Here is a 16,521-nt window from a genome sequence, read left to right as displayed (position 1 = left end):
GTCGTTCGAACGCTCCCGATCAGGAGCGGTAGTCCGCGTTGATGCTCACGTAATCGTGCGACAGGTCGCACGTCCAGATGGTGGCCTGCGCGTCGCCGCGGCCGAGCAGCACGCGGATCGTGATCTCGCTCTGCTTCATCACGCGCTGGCCGTCCTCTTCCTGGTAGGCCGGGTTACGGCCGCCCGCCTTCGCGACGAGCACGTCGTCGAGATAGAGGTCGATCTTGCCGACGTCGAGATCCGCGACGCCCGCATAGCCGATCGCCGCGAGAATCCGGCCGAGGTTGGGGTCGGATGCGTAGAAAGCCGTCTTCACGAGCGGCGAATGGCCGATCGCATAGGCGATCTGGCGGCATTCGGCAACGCTCTTGCCGCCTTCGACCTGCACCGTCATGAATTTCGTCGCGCCTTCGCCGTCGCGCACGATCAGCTGCGACAGCACCTGTGCGACTTCGGTCACCGCGTCGCGCAGTGCCGCATAGGCCGGCGAATCGGTCGACGTGACGGCCGGTAGCGAGCTCTTGCCCGATGCGATCAGGATGAACGAGTCGTTCGTCGACGTATCGCCGTCGATCGTGATGCAGTTGAACGAGCGGTCGGCCACTTCCTTCACGAGCGTGTCGAGCACCGGCTGCGCGACGTTCGCGTCGAATGCGAGGAAGCCGAGCATCGTCGCCATGTTCGGCTTGATCATGCCCGCGCCCTTGCTGATGCCCGTGAGCGTGACCGTGTGGCCGTCGATCGTCACCTGACGCGACGTGGCCTTCGGCAGCGTGTCGGTCGTCATGATCGCCTGCGCGGCATCGAACCAGTTCGCGGCCTTGCGGTTCGCGAGCGCGGCAGGCAGGCCGGCCTTCAGGCGGTCGATCGGCAGCGGCTCGAGGATCACGCCGGTCGAGAACGGCAGCACCTGCGCCGGCTCGATGCCTGCGAGGCGGGCAAGCCCCGTGCAGGTTTCACGGGCGTTCACGAGGCCCGGCTCGCCGGTGCCCGCGTTCGCATTGCCCGTATTCACGACGAGCGCGCGGATGCCCGCGCCGCCCGCGCGCACCTTCGCCAGATGCTCGCGGCAAACCGTGACAGGCGCGGCGCAGAAACGGTTTTCGGTGAACACGCCCGCGACCGTCGCGCCTTCGTCGACGGAGATGACCAGCACGTCCTTGCGATTCGGCTTGCGGATATTCGCTTCCGCCCAGCCGAGCGTGACGCCGGCGACGGGATGCAGTTGGGCGGGATCGATCGACGGAAAATTGACAGCCATGGGGCACACCTGCCGGATGGAAAATGCCGGCATGTGCCGGCATCGATTGGAAGAACCGGCGGCCGCACGCGCGGGCCGCCGCAACTCACGTCAGTCACTCGAAGCTGCAGCGAAGCGGCACGCGTGACGCGCGCCGCCGTCGATCATGACAGCTTCCCGTGACACTGCTTGTACTTCTTGCCGCTGCCGCACGGGCACGGGTCGTTGCGGCCGACCTTCGGCATTTCGCCGCCGGGGCCGCTGTGCGTCATCGCGCTGCCGACCATGTCGGCCGTTGCCGTGGCCGCCGCGGCAGCCGCGACGTTCGCCACCGGCGCACCGGATTCCGCGTAGTCGGCATGCTGGTACTCGACGTTTTCGAGATGACCGGCGCCGCGCTCCTCGATCTGCTCGGCGGCTTCCTCGAGCTGCTCCGGCGACTGGATCTGCACGTTCATCACGACGCGCGTGACTTCCTGCTTGATCGCCTCGAGCATCGCGGCGAACAGTTCGAACGCCTCGCGCTTGTATTCCTGCTTCGGATTCTTCTGCGCATAACCGCGCAGGTGGATGCCCTGGCGCAGGTGGTCGAGTGCCGCGAGGTGTTCGCGCCACAGGCGGTCGACCGTCTGCAGCATCACCGAGCGCTCGAACGCGCTGAACGATTCGCGGCCGACCATCGCGACCTTGCTCTCGTACTGCTCGTCGGCGGCCGTCATCACGGCATCGAGAATTTCCTCGGCCGTGATCGACGACGACTCGTTCACCATTTCCTGGATCGCGAGGTCGAGCTGCCAGTCGTTGCGCAGCGCTTCTTCGAGCTCGGGCACGTCCCACTGCTCTTCGATGCTGCCTTCCGGCACGAACTGGCGGACGACTTCGGTGATCACGCCGTGACGCATTGCCGTGATCGTCTCGGTGATGTCGTGCGCTTCGAGCAGCTCGTTGCGCTGCTGGTAGATCACCTTGCGCTGGTCGTTCGACACGTCGTCGTATTCGAGCAGCTGCTTGCGGATGTCGAAGTTGCGCGCTTCGACCTTGCGCTGCGCCGATTCGATCGACCGCGTGACGATGCCGGCCTCGATCGCCTCGCCTTCCGGCATCTTCAGGCGATCCATGATCGAGCGCACGCGGTCGCCCGCGAAGATGCGCAGCAGCGGATCGTCGAGCGACAGGTAGAAGCGCGACGAGCCCGGATCGCCCTGGCGGCCCGCACGGCCGCGCAGCTGGTTGTCGATCCGGCGCGATTCATGGCGCTCGGTGCCGATGATGTGCAGGCCGCCGGCGGCCTTCACCTGCTCGTGCAGCGTTTCCCACTCGTCGTGCAGCTGCTGGATGCGGCGCGCCTTTTCGTCGGCCGGGATCGCCTCGTCGGCCTCGATGAACGCAGCCTGCTTCTCGGCGTTGCCGCCGAGCACGATGTCGGTACCGCGACCGGCCATGTTGGTCGCGATCGTCACGCGTTTCGGACGGCCGGCTTCCGCGACGATCGCCGCTTCGCGCTCGTGCTGCTTCGCGTTCAGCACTTCGTGCGGCAGCCCTGCTTGCTTCAGCAGGTGCGACAGCAGCTCGGAGTTCTCGATCGACGTCGTGCCGACCAGCACCGGCTGGCCGCGTTCGTAGCAGTCGCGGATGTCGCGGATCACCGCGTCATAGCGCTCCTTGGCCGTCTTGTAGATCTGGTCCTGCTTGTCGATCCGCTTCGGCGGACGGTTGGTCGGGATCACGACCGTCTCGAGACCGTAGATCTCGTTGAATTCGTATGCCTCGGTGTCCGCGGTACCGGTCATGCCGGCCAGCTTTGCGTACATCCGGAAGTAGTTCTGGAACGTGATCGACGCGAGCGTCTGGTTCTCGCTCTGGATCTTCACGTGTTCCTTCGCCTCGACGGCCTGGTGCAGGCCGTCGGACCAGCGGCGGCCGGCCATCAGGCGGCCCGTGAATTCGTCGACGATGACCACTTCGCCGTTCTGCACGACGTAGTGCTGATCCTTGTGGAACAGCGTGTGTGCGCGCAGCGCCGCGTACACGTGGTGCATCAGCGTGATGTTCTGCGGCGCGTACAGGCTCTCGCCCTCGCCGATCAGGCCCCATTCGGCGAGCAGGCGCTCGGCCTTCTCGTGGCCCGATTCCGTCAGGAACACCTGGCGTGCCTTCTCGTCGAGCGTGTAGTCGCCCGGCTTCTCGACACCCGTGCCGTCGGCCTTCTCTTCGCCGATCTGGCGCTCGAGCAGCGGCGGCAGTGCGTTCATCCGCACGTACAGTTCGGTGTGATCCTCGGCCTGGCCCGAAATGATCAGCGGCGTACGCGCCTCGTCGATCAGGATCGAGTCCACTTCGTCGACGACTGCAAAATTCAGTGCCCGCTGCACGCGCGCGTCGGTCTCGTAGACCATGTTGTCGCGCAGGTAGTCGAAGCCGAACTCGTTGTTCGTGCCGTACGTGATGTCCGCCGCGTAGGCCTGCTGCTTCTGGTCATGCTCCATGCCGGACAGGTTGATGCCGACCGACAGACCCAGGAAGTTGTAGAGGCGCGCCATCCATTCGGCGTCACGCTGCGCGAGGTAGTCGTTGACGGTCACGACGTGCACGCCGCGGCCGGCCAGCGCATTCAGGTACACGGGCAGCGTCGCGACGAGCGTCTTGCCCTCGCCGGTGCGCATTTCCGCGATCTTGCCGTAGTGGAGCACCATGCCGCCGATCATCTGCACGTCGAAGTGCCGCATCTTCAGCACGCGACGGCTGGCCTCGCGACAGACCGCGAACGCCTCGGGCAACAGCTTGTCGAGCGACTCGCCGGCCGCGACCCGCTGGCGGAATTCGTCCGTCTTGCCGCGCAACTGGTCGTCCGTCAGCTTCTCGATCTGCGTTTCGAGCGCATTGATCGTCGTGACGGTCTTTTGGTATTGCTTGACGAGCCGCTGGTTGCGGCTGCCAAAAATTTTCTGGAGAAAACCGGTTGTCATCGGATCGGATCCTGCGTCGCAGCACCGGCGCCCGGCGCGTGTTGCGCGCCCCGGCGCCCGAGCCTCGGCGGCTTAGCGAATTAGTGGACTCAAACGGTGAATTTTAGCACGCGGGGAAGCATGCGCCCGTGTCTCGGCGGGACCGGCGCTGCACGGCGAGGGCTGGGCCGGCGGGGCGAAAGCCGCCCGGGCACGGGCCGGCGCGGGTACAATCGGCAGCAACCTCCGCGCGCGTGCGCGCCCGAAGAAAGCCTCGATGAACCGATTTTCCAAGCGTTTCGGCCCGCTCGCCGCCTATCGCCCGCAACCCGTGTCGGAAGTGCTCGGCCGCACCGACGCGTTCACGGCGTTGCGCGCCGGCGTCGAGCAGATCGCGTCGCTGCAGCGCGACCTCGCCGCGCTCCTGCCCGAATACCTCGCGAATCATGTCGAACCGGGCTTCATCAAGGATGGGACCCTGACCCTCTTTGCCGCGCACAATGCACTGGCTGCCCGGTTGCGACAGGTCGAGCCGCGGCTGCTCGGCGATCTCCAGAAGCGCGGCTGGGCCGTCGCTACGCTGCGCGTACGCGTGCGGCCGAAGGACGCGCCGGAGCCGCCGCACGTGAAGCAGGCGCGGATGACCTCGGTCGGAGCCGCCGCGTTGCGCGATCTCGCCGATCACCTCGAACCGTCGCCGCTGCAGGACGCGCTTGCGCGCATGGCCGCCCGGCATGGCGCGAAGCCGCGTTGACGGCACCGGCCGCAGGCGGCGGCCAGCCAACAAAAAAGCGACCCGAGGGTCGCTTTCTTCATCGCTTGCGCTGAACGCCGGTCACGCGAAGGCGGTCTGCGCGTCGAACGCGAAGCCCTTCGGCGCAGCCTGCGGATCGTCGAACGTCACGATCTCGTACGCGTCTTCGTGCTCGAGCAGCTCGCGCAGCAACGCGTTGTTCAGGCCGTGGCCCGACTTGTACGCGGTGTACGACGCCAGCAGCGGATGACCGATCACGTACAGGTCGCCGATCGCGTCGAGCATCTTGTGCTTCACGAATTCGTCGTCGTAGCGCAGCCCGTCGTTGTTCAGGATGCGGTACTCGTCGAGCACGATCGCGTTGTCCATGCTGCCGCCGCGCGCCAGGCCGATCTCGCGCAGCATCTCGGCTTCGTGCGCGAAGCCGAACGTACGCGCACGCGCGATCTCGCGCACGTACGACGTGGTCGCGAAATCGACTTCGAGCTCCTGGCCCGTCTTGTCGACAGCCGGGTGGCGGAAATCGATCGAGAACTTCAGCTTGAAGCCGAAATACGGATCGAGACGCGCGAACTTGTCGCCGTCACGGATTTCGACCGGCTTCTTCACCTTGATGAAGCGCTTCGGCGCGTTCTGCTCCTCGATGCCGGCGGACTGGATCAGGAACACGAACGTGGCCGCGCTGCCGTCCATGATCGGGATTTCCTCGGCCGTCACGTCGACGTACAGGTTGTCGATGCCGAGGCCCGCGCACGCGGACATCAGGTGCTCGACGGTCGACACGCGCACGCCATCCTTCTGCAGCACCGACGCGAGCCGCGTATCGCCGATCGACATCGCCGATGCGGGAATGTCGACCGGCGTGGGCAGGTCGACACGTGAAAAGACGATGCCCGTGCCAGGTGCGGCGGGACGGAGCGTCAACTCGATCTTGTGACCCGAGTGGACACCGATACCCACGGTCTTGACGATGGACTTGATGGTGCGCTGCTTCAACATGGTGTTCTTCGTCTTGATTGAAAACATCAATCAGGAGTTATATTCGATAGGCGGGATTATAGCGTAATTCCCTATTCAACGCTGTTTGAAACTGCGTATCAATCTGTTTCGACAGTTTACCCGCGCCGATACGGGACGGGCCGATGTCCGGAACGGAGGCGTTTCCGGTCATCAGCCCGTGTTACAACTGCCCTGAGGCCGGTGAGCAGCGTTGCCGGCAGGCAACGGCGCACCGCACGATCAGGACGTCAACGTCGCGAGAACACTCGCCGCATCGCTCACTTCGAATTTGCCTGGCGCCTCGACGGCCAGCGTCTTGACCACACCGCCGTCAATCACCATCGCGTAGCGCAGGGAACGAATTCCCATGCCACGCGCGGACAAATCCTGTGTCAGCCCCAGCGCATGAGTGAAAGCCGCGCTGCCGTCCGCCATCATGCGCACCTTGCCCGCGGTGTGCAGATCACGTCCCCATGCGCCCATCACGAATGCGTCGTTGACGGACACGCACCAGATCTCGTCGATACCCGCCGTGCGCAATTGCTCGGCGTGTTCGACATAGCCCGGTACATGCTGCGCCGAGCAGGTCGGCGTGAACGCGCCCGGCAATCCGAAGATCACCACCCGCTTTCCCGCAACCTGGTCGCGCACGCTGAAGGCGTTCGGCCCCAGCGTGCACCCTTCGCGCGCGTCGTCGATGAACTCGAACAATTGCGCGTCGGGCAGCGCGTCGCCCACTTGAATCATGGCTGGTCCCTCATAGCGATACGGTTTTTCAGCGTGTTGCGGACAGCACGGCCCATCCCGCCCCGCCTGAGCGAAGAGGGCACGTTTCCCGGCCCGGCGTCGCAGCCGACGCGGCCTGTCGTGGTCCGTAGCATCCGTCACGCCGGCGATACCGCGGCAGTTTCGCCGCGGCTTCGCCTGTGTTTGCGTCAGTCAGCCTGCTTGCGCAGGAAAGCCGGGATGTCGTACGTGTCGACACCCTTCTCCTGCAGCGCCTGCACGTGCGATGCCGCGGTTTCGCGCGAATTGCGCCACACTGCCGGCGTATCGAGCGCGCCGTAGTCCGCCGTGCTGACGTGATGAGCCGGTGCATAGCCGTGCGACACCGCGCTGACCGGCTGGTTGTCCGTACCCGTGCGCAGCAGCGTCATCGGTGCCGACTGCTGCTTCTTCGCCGCACGGCCCAGACCCGTTGCCACGACCGTCACGCGCAGCGCATCGCCCATTGCGTCGTCGTACACCGCACCGAAGATCACCGTCGCGTCTTCCGCCGCGTAGCTCTTGATCGTGTTCATCACTTCGCGCGTTTCCGACAGGCGCAGCGAACGGCTCGACGTGATGTTGACCAGCACGCCGCGCGCGCCCGACAGATCGACGCCTTCGAGCAGCGGGCTCGCCACGGCCTGTTCCGCCGCGAGGCGTGCGCGATCGACGCCGGCAACCGTCGCCGTGCCCATCATCGCCTTGCCCTGCTCGCCCATCACCGTCTTCACGTCTTCGAAGTCGACGTTCACGAGGCCGTCGACGTTGATGATTTCCGCGATGCCTGCCACCGCGTTGTTCAACACGTCGTCCGCGCACTGGAAGCACTTGTCCATCTCGGCGTCGTCGCCCATCACGTCGAACAGCTTGTCGTTCAGAACGACGATCAGCGAGTCGACGTGATCCTCCAGTTGCTGCGAGCCTGCTTCAGCGACGCGCATGCGCTTGCCGCCTTCGAACTCGAACGGCTTGCTGACGACACCCACCGTCAGGATGCCCATCTCCTTCGCGATCTGCGCGACCACCGGTGCCGCGCCCGTGCCCGTGCCGCCGCCCATGCCGGCGGTGATGAACACCATGTGCGCGCCGCGCAGTGCGTCGGCGATGCGCTCACGCGCTTCTTCCGCTGCCGCACGCCCCATTTCCGGCTTCGCACCGGCGCCGAGCCCCGTGTTGCCAAGCTGGATCACCGACGATGCACGCGAACGCGACAGCGCTTGAGCGTCCGTGTTCATCACGATGAAGTCGACGCCCTGCACGCCGCGGTTGATCATGTGCTGAACGGCATTGCCGCCAGCGCCGCCAACGCCGACCACCTTGATGATGGTGCCGTTGGTTTCGGTTTCCAGCATTTCGAATTCCATGTTGCCTCCGTCAAGAGAATGACTGCTACTCGGCCGTTATTCGGCAGGAGATCGGGCAACCCCCTGTCGCGCGCCAGCCGCCGGCACCAGCGCGAATTTCGATTCGATTCGTCAGAAGTTGCTCAGGAACCATTCCTTCATCCGCGAGAACACCTGCCCCGCGTTGCCGGACTGCACGGCGACCTTGCGGCCGCGCATGCGCTGGGCACTGCCTTCGACGAGCAGCCCCATCGCCGTCGAGTAGCGCGGATTGCGCACGACGTCGGAGAGGCCGCCTGCATATTCCGGCGCGCCGATGCGCACCGGTTTCAGGAAAATGTCTTCGCCGAGCTCGACCATGCCGGGCATCATCGACGCGCCGCCGGTAATGACCACGCCGGAGCTCAGGAGTTCTTCGTAACCCGACTCGCGCACGACCTGCTGCACGAGCGAGAACAGTTCCTCGACGCGCGGCTCGATCACGGCCGCGAGCGCCTGGCGCGACAGCGTGCGCGGGCCGCGTTCGCCGAGGCCCGGCACTTCGACCATTTCGTCCGGATCGGCGAGCGCCTGCTTCGCGATCCCGTAGCCGACCTTGATGTCTTCCGCATCCGGCGTCGGCGTGCGCAGCGCCATCGCGATGTCGCTCGTGATCTGGTCGCCGGCGATCGGGATCACCGCGGTGTGGCGGATCGCGCCTTCGGCGAAGATCGCGATGTCCGTCGTGCCGCCGCCGATGTCGACCAGCACCACGCCGAGATCCTTCTCGTCTTCGGTCAGCACCGCCAGCGACGACGCGAGCGGCTGCAGGATCAGGTCGTTCACTTCCAGCCCGCAGCGGCGCACGCACTTGACGATGTTCTGCGCGGCGCTCACCGCGCCCGTCACGATGTGCACCTTCACTTCGAGGCGGATCCCGCTCATCCCGATCGGCTCGCGCACGTCTTCCTGGCCGTCGATGATGAATTCCTGCGTGAGGATGTGCAGCACCTGCTGGTCGGTCGGGATGTTGATCGCCTTCGCGGTCTCGATCACGCGCGCGACGTCCGTCTGCGTGACTTCCTTGTCCTTGATCGCGACCATCCCGCTCGAGTTGAAGCTGCGGATGTGGCTGCCCGCGATCCCCGTGAACACGTTGGTGATCTTGCAGTCGGCCATCAGCTCGGCTTCCTCGAGCGCGCGCTGGATCGACTGCACGGTGGCCTCGATGTTGACCACCACACCTTTCTTCAGACCCTTCGACTCGCTCTGGCCGAGACCGATCACCTCGTAGTGACCCTCGCCCTTCAGCTCGGCGACGATGGCCACCACCTTCGACGTGCCGATGTCGAGGGAAACCAGCAGATCCTTGTAGTCTTTGCTCATAAAGTGCTCTTGCGTGTGATCTCTCGTTACTTCTTGCGCTTGTCGGTATCGGTCAGGAACCGCATGCCTGCCGCGCGAATCGCGAATCCGTTCGGATAACGCAGGTCCGCGTACTCGATGTCGTTGCCCCAACGCTCCGTGACGGCCGGCCAGGCGGCAACCAGGCGCTGGCTCCGGTCATGCAGCGTGTCGCTGTTGCGTTCCTTGCCCAGCTCGACCTGCATGCCGTTCGACAGCTTCACCGTCCACGCGTACCGCGCCGACAGCGTCACTTCTTCCGGCGCCGCCTTCAGCGGCGCAAACCATTTCCCGAAGTCGCGATACCGCGTGACGACTTCCTTCGCACTGCCTTCCGGGCCGTCGAACGCCGGCAGCTCCTGCTCCAGCTCGCCCTGGTTCGCGGTGAACAGCTCGCCGTCGACGCTCACCAGCTGATCGCTGCCCCAGGTCCCGAGCGGTTTGTACTCCTCCAGCGTGACAGCCAGCGCATTCGGCCACACCCGGCGCACGCTCGCATGACGCACCCACGGCATCTGCTCGAAAGCGGCGCGCGCCGTATCGAGATCGACCGTGAAGAAATTGCCCTTCAGCCGGCCGACCACGCCCGCGCGCACCGTCGGCGAGTTGATGTGCTCGGTATCGCCGTCGATCCGGATTTCCCGCAGCGCGAAAGTCGGGCGCTGGATCAGCCAGTAGCAGCCGGCCGCCGCCAACACGAGCAGCAGCAGCGCATACAGCGCGCTGGCGGCAAGGTTGAGTTGGCGAACGTTGTTCCACATACGTCGTTCCGTTCCTGCGTCAGTCGTTGAGCGTGAGCGACAGCACCTTCACGACCAGCTCCGAATAGCCGATGCCGACCGCGCGCGCGGCCTTCGGCGGCAGCGAGTGGTCGGTCATCCCGGGGGCCGTGTTCACTTCCAGGAAATACGCATTGCCGGCCGCGTCGAGCATGAAATCCGCCCGGCCCCAGTCGGTGCAGCCGAGCACGTCGAACGCGCGGCGCGCGATGCGCTTCAGTTCCGCTTCCTGTTCGGCCGGCAGGCCGCACGGGATCAGGTACTGCGTATCGTCGGCGACGTACTTCGCGTGGTAGTCGTAGAACTCGCCCGCCGGCACGATCTTGATCAGCGGCAGGTCGAGATCGCCGGCGATGCACGCGGTGTATTCGCCGCCGCCTTCGATGCTCTTCTCGACGATCACGATCTTGTCGTGCGTCGCGGCTTCCGCGAGCGCAGCCGGCAGCGCGTCGGCCGTCTTCACCTTCAGCACCGCGACGCTCGAGCCTTCGCTCGCCGGCTTCACGAACAGCGGCAGGCCGAGCTTCGCGACGATGTCGGTCGCGCGCGCGGCCAGGTCGTCGCCGCGCATCACCGTCTCGAACGGCGGCGTCGGCACGCCCGTCTGCTGCCACACGAGCTTCGTGCGGAACTTGTCGAGGCCGAGCGCCGAACCGAGCACGCCGCTGCCCGTGTAGCGGATGCCGTAGAAATCGAGCGCGCCCTGGATCTGGCCGTTCTCGCCGTAGCCGCCGTGCAGCGCGTTGAACGCGCGCACGAAACCTTCGTCCTTCAGCGCCGACAGCGGCCGTTCGGCCGGGTCGAACGGATGCGCATCGACGCCCGCGTCACGCAGGCCCTGCAGCACGAGGCGGCCCGAGGTCAGCGACACCTCGCGCTCGGCGGATTCGCCGCCGAACAACACCGCCACCTTGCCGAAACGTTTCGGATCGATTCCGCTCATGTCAGCCTCCGCCGGGCCGCCCCAAGGAGGCTGACCGCCCCCGCGGGGGGCAGCGAACGAAGTGAGCGTGGGGGTCGTTTCATGTCATGCCTTCTGTTGTGTGTGTTGCACGAGCTTCGCCGGCACGCCGCCGATCGAACCCGCACCCATCGTGATCACCACGTCGCCGTTCTGCGCGACCTTCGCCAATGCGTCCGGCACGTCGTCGACCGTCGCGACGAACACCGGGTCGACCTTGCCCACCGCGCGTAGCGCACGCGACAGCGCGTCGCCGCTGGCCGTCGGAATCGCCGCTTCGCCGGCCGCGTAGACTTCCGTCAGCACCAGCGCATCGACCGTCGACAGCACGTTGACGAAATCGTCGAAGCAATCGCGCGTGCGCGTGTAGCGGTGCGGCTGGAACGCCAGCACGAGGCGGCGGCCCGGAAACGCGCCGCGTGCGGCCGCGATCGTCGCGGCCATCTCGACCGGGTGATGGCCGTAGTCGTCGATCAGCGTGTACTGGCCGCCGTCCGCGGTCGGCACCTCGCCGTAACGCTGGAAGCGCCGGCCGACGCCATTGAATTCCGCCAGGGCCAGCTGGATCGCGTCGTCCGACACACCGAGATCGGTTGCGATCGCGATCGCCGCAAGCGCGTTCTGCACGTTGTGCAGGCCCGGCATGTTCAGCACGACCGCGAGCGGCGCGCGCCCTTCGCGAATCACCGTGAAGTGCATCCGGCCGTCGCGCGCGTCGATGTCTTCCGCGCGCACCTGCGCGTCCGGCGACAGGCCGTAGCGCACGACCGGCTTCGAGATGAACGGGATGATCTGGCGCACGTTCGGATCGTCGACGCAAACGACCGCGCTGCCGTAGAACGGCAGGCGCTGCGTGAATTCGATGAACGCCTGCTTGAGCCGCGCGAAATCGTGGCCGTAGGTATCCATGTGGTCGGCGTCGATGTTCGTGATGACTTCGATCACCGGATACAGGTTCAGGAACGACGCATCCGACTCGTCGGCTTCGGCGACGATGAAGTCGCCCGTGCCGAGCCGCGCATTCGCGCCGGCGCTGATCAGCCGGCCGCCGATCACGAAGGTCGGATCGAGGCCGCCCGCCGCGAGCACGCTCGCGACGAGGCTCGTCGTCGTGGTCTTGCCGTGCGTGCCGGCGATCGCGATCCCCTGCTTCAGGCGCATCAGTTCCGCGAGCATCACCGCGCGCTGCACGATCGGCACGCCCTGGTGGCGCGCGGCGAGCACTTCCGGGTTGTCCGAGCGCACGGCCGTCGACACGACGACCGCGTTCGCGCCTTCGATATTCGCCGCGTCGTGGCCGATCGCGATCCGTGCACCGAGCGCCTGGAGGCGATCGGTCACCGCATTGCGCGACAGGTCCGAGCCGCTGACCTCGTAGCCGAGGTTGACGAGCACTTCGGCGATGCCGCTCATGCCCGCGCCGCCGATCCCGACGAAATGAATGTGTTTGACGATGTGTTTCATTGCAGTGTTTCCAGGTTCGCGCCGGCCGCCTTCGCGCACACGCGCGCGACTTCGTCGGTAGCCTCGGGCTTCGCCAGCGAGCGCGAACGTTCCGCCATGTCCGCGAGCGACGCCCGCGATTGGCCGCGCAGCCAGTCGGCAAGCAGTTCCGCCGACAGGTCGCGTTGTTGCACCAGCACGGCCGCGCCCGCATCGGCGAGGAACGCGGCATTGGTCGTCTGGTGATCGTCGACCGCGTACGGGAACGGCACGAACAGCGCCGCCACGCCCACCGCCGCGATCTCCGACACCGTCATCGCGCCCGACCGGCAGATCACCAGATCCGCCGCCGCATACGCGGCCGCCATGTCGTCGATGAACGGCACGAGCCGCACGTCTTCGCCGGCCGCGAAACCGGCCGCTTCGTAATTCGTCTTCAATGCCTCGATGTGCTTCACGCCGGCCTGGTGCACGACGCGCGGGCGCTCGCCCGGCGTCAGCAGCGCCAGCGCGCGCGGCACGACTTCGTTCAGCGCGGCCGCACCGAGGCTGCCGCCGACGACCAGCACGTTCAGCGGGCCGCTGCGCGACGCATAGCGTGCTTTGGGCGGTTCCGTGCGCGCAAGTTCCGCGCGAATCGGGTTACCCGTCCATTCCGCGTGCGGCAGCGCGCCGGGGAACGCGACGAGCACGCGCTTCGCGAGTTTCGCGAGCACCTTGTTCGTCAGCCCCGCGATCGAATTCTGTTCATGCAGCACGAGCGGGCGCCCCGACAGCGCGGTCATCACGCCCGCCGGGAACGTGATGTAGCCGCCCATCCCGAGCACGACGTCCGGCCGCACGCGGCGCAGCGCGCCGAGGCTTTGCCAGCAGGCGCGCAGCAGGTTGACCGGCAGCGTCAGCTTGGTCTTCAGGCCCTTGCCGCGCAGCCCGCCGAACCGCACGTATTCCATCGGAATGCCGTGCTTCGGCACGAGCGTCGCTTCCATCCCGGCCGGATTGCCGAGCCATACGACGCGCCAGCCCGCCGCTTCCATCCGGTGCGCGACCGCGAGCCCCGGGAACACGTGGCCCCCGGTGCCGCCTGCCATCACCATCAGCGTGCGTTGCGACGCGGTCATACCTTCCCTCCGCGCATCAGCACCCGGTTCTCATAGTCGACCCGCAGCAGCACCGCGAGCGCGACGCAGTTCAGCAAAATTCCCGAGCCGCCGTAGCTCACGAGCGGCAGCGTCAGGCCCTTGGTCGGCAGCAGCCCGAGGTTCACGCCCATGTTGATGAACGTCTGCGCGCCGAACCAGATGCCGATGCCCTTCGCCATCAGGCCCGCGAACGTGCGGTCGAGCGCGAGCGCCTGACGGCCGATCTCGAACGCGCGGCGCACGATCCAGTAGAACAGCAGGATCACGACCAGCACGCCGACGAAGCCGAGTTCCTCGCCGATCACCGCGAGGATGAAGTCGGTATGCGCTTCGGGCAGGTAGTTCAGCTTCTCGACGCTGCCGCCGAGGCCGACGCCGAACCACTCGCCGCGACCGAATGCGATCAGCGAATGCGTGAGCTGGTAGGCCTTGCCCTGCGCGTAGCGCTCGTCCCACGGATCCAGATACGCGAAGATCCGCTCACGACGCCACGGCGACAGCCACACGAGCATCGTGAACGTGCCGACCGCCGTCGCGACGAGGCCGCCGAACAGCTTGCCGTTCACGCCGCCGAGGAACAGCACGCCCATCGCGATCGCGGCGACCACCATGAACGCACCCATGTCCGGCTCGAGCAGCAGCAGCGCACCGACCAGGCCAACCGCGAATGCCATCGGCAGGAAGCCCTTCGCGAAGCTCTGCATGTATTCCTGCTTGCGCACCGTGTAGTTCGCCGCGTAGATCGTCACCGCGAGCTTCATGATTTCCGACGGCTGCATGTTCGTGATGCCGAGCGGAATCCAGCGGCGCGCACCGTTCACGCCCTTGCCGACGTGCGGGATCAGCACGATCACGAGACCGACGAGCGCGATCAGGAAGAGATGCGGCGCGTACTTGTCCCACGTCGACACCGGCACGCGGAACGCGATCACCGCCCCGATGAACGCGACGGTGAGCGAGATGCAGTGGCGCATCAGGAACGCGTAATCGTGATACGCCGCGTATTTCGGCGAATCGGGCATCGCGATCGACGCCGAATACACCATCACGACGCCGAGCCCGAGCAGCGCGATCGCGACCCACAACAGCGAGTAGTCGAAGTCGAGCATCCGCGAACGGCTCGGGCGCACGCCGTTGACGACGCTCGCGAGGCCGCCCGTCGCGGCGCGCGTGGCCGATGCGACGCGACCGCCCGCGGCATTGCCGCCGGTGTCGCGCCGGTCGTTGAAACGGGAGACGAGGCGATCGGACCAGCTCATGGCGTCGCTCCTTTGTCGATGGCGATTTCGTCGACCGCCGCGCGGAACACATCCGCGCGATGGGCGTAGTTCCTGAACATGTCGAGGCTCGCGCATGCGGGCGACAGCAGCACCGCATCGCCCGGCTCCGCGAGGTCGGCCGCCGCGTGCACCGCACCTTCGAGCGTCGCGTGGTCGGCGAGCGGCACGCCGGTTTCGGCGAGCGTATCGCGGATCGCCGGCGCGTCGCGGCCGATCAACATCACCGCGCGGCACCAGCGTGCGACCGGCGCGACCAGCGGCGCGAAATCCTGGCCCTTGCCGTCGCCGCCCGCGATCAGCACGATCTTCTGGGCGAGCCCGTCGAGCGCGGCCACTGTCGCACCGACGTTGGTGCCCTTGCTGTCGTCGACGTAGTCGACGTCGTCGATCGTCGCGATCACTTCGACGCGATGCGCTTCGCCGCGGTATTCGCGCAGCGCGTGCAGCAGCGGTGCTGCCGGCAGGTCGATCGCGCGTGCGAGCGCGAATGCGGCCAGCGCGTTCGCCGCGTTGTGCAGGCCGCGAATCCGCAGCGCGTCGGCCGGCATCAGGCGCTTCTGCGCGATGTCGGGCGTATGCGCATCGCGCTTGCGCCGGCGGGTCGTCGTCACTTCATCCGGCGCGTCGCGATCGACGGCTTCCACCAACCACGCGATGCCGTTGTCGCGCGACAGCCCGTAGTCGCCGTCCTGCACCGGTTCGTTCAGGCCGAACGTGACCGTGCGCGGCGCGTCGGCCGCCCCGGCTGCCGGCGCGAACTTCATCACGGCCGCATCGTCGCGGTTCAGCACGCGCGTGGTCGTCGCGCCGAAGATCCGGCCCTTTGCCTGCGCATACGCGTCGAAGCTGCCGTGCCAATCGAGGTGGTCCTGCGTGATGTTGAGGATCGCGGCCGCGTCGGGCGCGAACGTGCGTGCGGTCTCGAGCTGGAAGCTCGACAGTTCGAGCACCCACACGTCGGGCAGCGCCGTTTCGTCGATCGCGTTCGCGAGCCGGTCGAGCATGGCCGGGCTGATGTTGCCCGCGACCGCGACCTTCCGGCCCGCGCGCTGGCACAGCAGGCCCGTGAGGCTCGTCGTCGTGGTCTTGCCGTTGGTGCCGGTGATCGCGAGCACCTTCGGCTGGTAGCCGCTCGTGCCGAGCGCGCGCAGCGCCTGCGCGAAGAATTCCAGCTCGCCCCACACCGCGATACCGCGCTCGTTCGCGGCCGTGACCAGCGCCGCGAGTGCCGGCTCCAGCGGCGACAGCCCGGGGCTCAGCCCGACGATCTCGATGCCGCCGTCGAGCAGTGCGGGCGTGAACGCGCCGCCGACGAATTCCGCATCAATGCCTTCGGCCTGCAGCGCGGCAAGGTTCGGCGGCGCCTCGCGGGTATCGGCAATACGCAGCCGGCACCCGTGCCTCGCGCACCATCGCGCGATCGCGAGACCCGATTCACCGAGCCCCAGTACGAGCACCATCGGCCGTTGCCGATCTCCAAACAT

Annotated in this window: 13 protein-coding genes; 1 reads left to right on the top strand and 12 read right to left on the bottom strand. The window is 66.7% G+C overall.

Annotated features, from left to right (window positions below):
* Positions 1-19: 19 nt before the first annotated feature.
* Together argJ and secA are read right to left on the bottom strand one after the other, a co-directional pair.
* Positions 20-1,261, bottom strand: a complete 1,242-nt coding sequence (gene argJ, locus DIE03_RS26790) for a bifunctional glutamate N-acetyltransferase/amino-acid acetyltransferase ArgJ (protein ID WP_124455314.1) — start codon at positions 1,259-1,261, stop codon at positions 20-22.
* 143 nt (positions 1,262-1,404) lie between these two features.
* Positions 1,405-4,206: a preprotein translocase subunit SecA gene (secA, locus tag DIE03_RS26785; protein WP_124455313.1), complete on the bottom strand. Its 2,802-nt coding sequence runs from the start codon at positions 4,204-4,206 to the stop codon at positions 1,405-1,407.
* 256 nt (positions 4,207-4,462) lie between these two features.
* On the opposite strand from secA, the gene DIE03_RS26780 reads away from it, so the two are divergent.
* The gene (locus tag DIE03_RS26780) at positions 4,463-4,939 is read left to right on the top strand and encodes a DUF721 domain-containing protein (RefSeq protein WP_124455312.1); all 477 of its coding nucleotides are present in this window, start codon (positions 4,463-4,465) and stop codon (positions 4,937-4,939) included.
* An 81-nt stretch (positions 4,940-5,020) separates the two neighbouring features.
* Here the strand turns inward: DIE03_RS26780 and lpxC are convergent, their stop codons facing one another.
* The 10 genes from lpxC to murD all read right to left on the bottom strand — a co-directional run bounded on the left by lpxC (position 5,021) and on the right by murD (position 16,521).
* Positions 5,021-5,938: a UDP-3-O-acyl-N-acetylglucosamine deacetylase gene (lpxC, locus tag DIE03_RS26775; protein ID WP_124455311.1), complete on the bottom strand. Its 918-nt coding sequence runs from the start codon at positions 5,936-5,938 to the stop codon at positions 5,021-5,023.
* Between the two features lie 240 nt (positions 5,939-6,178).
* Positions 6,179-6,685: a peroxiredoxin gene (locus tag DIE03_RS26770; protein WP_124455310.1), complete on the bottom strand. Its 507-nt coding sequence runs from the start codon at positions 6,683-6,685 to the stop codon at positions 6,179-6,181.
* Between the two features lie 188 nt (positions 6,686-6,873).
* Complete coding sequence (ftsZ, locus tag DIE03_RS26765) at positions 6,874-8,070, bottom strand: cell division protein FtsZ (protein WP_021159911.1); 1,197 nt, start codon at positions 8,068-8,070, stop codon at positions 6,874-6,876.
* Between the two features lie 111 nt (positions 8,071-8,181).
* Positions 8,182-9,414 (bottom strand): cell division protein FtsA, encoded by a 1,233-nt coding sequence (ftsA, locus tag DIE03_RS26760; RefSeq protein ID WP_006487138.1) that lies wholly within the window; start codon positions 9,412-9,414, stop codon positions 8,182-8,184.
* A 26-nt stretch (positions 9,415-9,440) separates the two neighbouring features.
* Positions 9,441-10,193, bottom strand: coding sequence for a cell division protein FtsQ/DivIB (locus tag DIE03_RS26755; RefSeq protein WP_006477014.1), 753 nt, complete (start codon positions 10,191-10,193; stop codon positions 9,441-9,443).
* A 19-nt stretch (positions 10,194-10,212) separates the two neighbouring features.
* Positions 10,213-11,154, bottom strand: a complete 942-nt coding sequence (locus tag DIE03_RS26750) for a D-alanine--D-alanine ligase (RefSeq protein ID WP_124455309.1) — start codon at positions 11,152-11,154, stop codon at positions 10,213-10,215.
* Positions 11,155-11,238: 84 nt separating this feature from the next.
* On the bottom strand, positions 11,239-12,636 hold the full coding sequence (gene murC, locus DIE03_RS26745) for a UDP-N-acetylmuramate--L-alanine ligase (RefSeq protein WP_124455308.1): 1,398 nt from the start codon (positions 12,634-12,636) through the stop codon (positions 11,239-11,241).
* The gene (murG, locus tag DIE03_RS26740) at positions 12,633-13,736 is read right to left on the bottom strand and encodes an undecaprenyldiphospho-muramoylpentapeptide beta-N-acetylglucosaminyltransferase (protein WP_124455307.1); all 1,104 of its coding nucleotides are present in this window, start codon (positions 13,734-13,736) and stop codon (positions 12,633-12,635) included. Before murG ends, murC begins: the two co-directional genes overlap by 4 nt.
* The gene (gene ftsW / locus DIE03_RS26735; protein ID WP_124455306.1) at positions 13,733-15,016 is read right to left on the bottom strand and encodes a putative lipid II flippase FtsW; all 1,284 of its coding nucleotides are present in this window, start codon (positions 15,014-15,016) and stop codon (positions 13,733-13,735) included. Before ftsW ends, murG begins: the two co-directional genes overlap by 4 nt.
* Entirely contained in the window at positions 15,013-16,521 is a 1,509-nt protein-coding gene (gene murD, locus DIE03_RS26730; protein ID WP_124455305.1) for a UDP-N-acetylmuramoyl-L-alanine--D-glutamate ligase, read from the bottom strand. The genes ftsW and murD overlap by 4 nt, the downstream gene beginning before the upstream one ends.

The organism is Burkholderia sp. Bp8992, from assembly GCF_003853705.1.
In the GTDB taxonomy this organism is placed as follows: domain Bacteria; phylum Pseudomonadota; class Gammaproteobacteria; order Burkholderiales; family Burkholderiaceae; genus Burkholderia.
Note: the sequence above shows the minus strand (reverse complement) of the source record. Positions and strands in the feature narration are given on the sequence as shown.

What these genes read in the sequence shown, in the direction of transcription:
- ftsA (WP_006487138.1), bottom strand. Translation starts at nt 9,414, where the DNA reads ATGAGCAAAGACTACAAGGATCTGCTGGTTTCCCTCGACATCGGCACG.
- murC (WP_124455308.1), bottom strand. Translation starts at nt 12,636, where the DNA reads ATGAAACACATCGTCAAACACATTCATTTCGTCGGGATCGGCGGCGCG.
- DIE03_RS26770 (WP_124455310.1), bottom strand. Translation starts at nt 6,685, where the DNA reads ATGATTCAAGTGGGCGACGCGCTGCCCGACGCGCAATTGTTCGAGTTC.
- ftsZ (WP_021159911.1), bottom strand. Translation starts at nt 8,070, where the DNA reads ATGGAATTCGAAATGCTGGAAACCGAAACCAACGGCACCATCATCAAG.
- DIE03_RS26780 (WP_124455312.1), top strand. Translation starts at nt 4,463, where the DNA reads ATGAACCGATTTTCCAAGCGTTTCGGCCCGCTCGCCGCCTATCGCCCG.
- DIE03_RS26755 (WP_006477014.1), bottom strand. Translation starts at nt 10,193, where the DNA reads ATGTGGAACAACGTTCGCCAACTCAACCTTGCCGCCAGCGCGCTGTAT.
- DIE03_RS26750 (WP_124455309.1), bottom strand. Translation starts at nt 11,154, where the DNA reads ATGAGCGGAATCGATCCGAAACGTTTCGGCAAGGTGGCGGTGTTGTTC.
- murD (WP_124455305.1), bottom strand. Translation starts at nt 16,521, where the DNA reads ATGTTTGGAGATCGGCAACGGCCGATGGTGCTCGTACTGGGGCTCGGT.
- ftsW (WP_124455306.1), bottom strand. Translation starts at nt 15,016, where the DNA reads ATGAGCTGGTCCGATCGCCTCGTCTCCCGTTTCAACGACCGGCGCGAC.
- lpxC (WP_124455311.1), bottom strand. Translation starts at nt 5,938, where the DNA reads ATGTTGAAGCAGCGCACCATCAAGTCCATCGTCAAGACCGTGGGTATC.
- secA (WP_124455313.1), bottom strand. Translation starts at nt 4,206, where the DNA reads ATGACAACCGGTTTTCTCCAGAAAATTTTTGGCAGCCGCAACCAGCGG.
- murG (WP_124455307.1), bottom strand. Translation starts at nt 13,736, where the DNA reads ATGACCGCGTCGCAACGCACGCTGATGGTGATGGCAGGCGGCACCGGG.
- argJ (WP_124455314.1), bottom strand. Translation starts at nt 1,261, where the DNA reads ATGGCTGTCAATTTTCCGTCGATCGATCCCGCCCAACTGCATCCCGTC.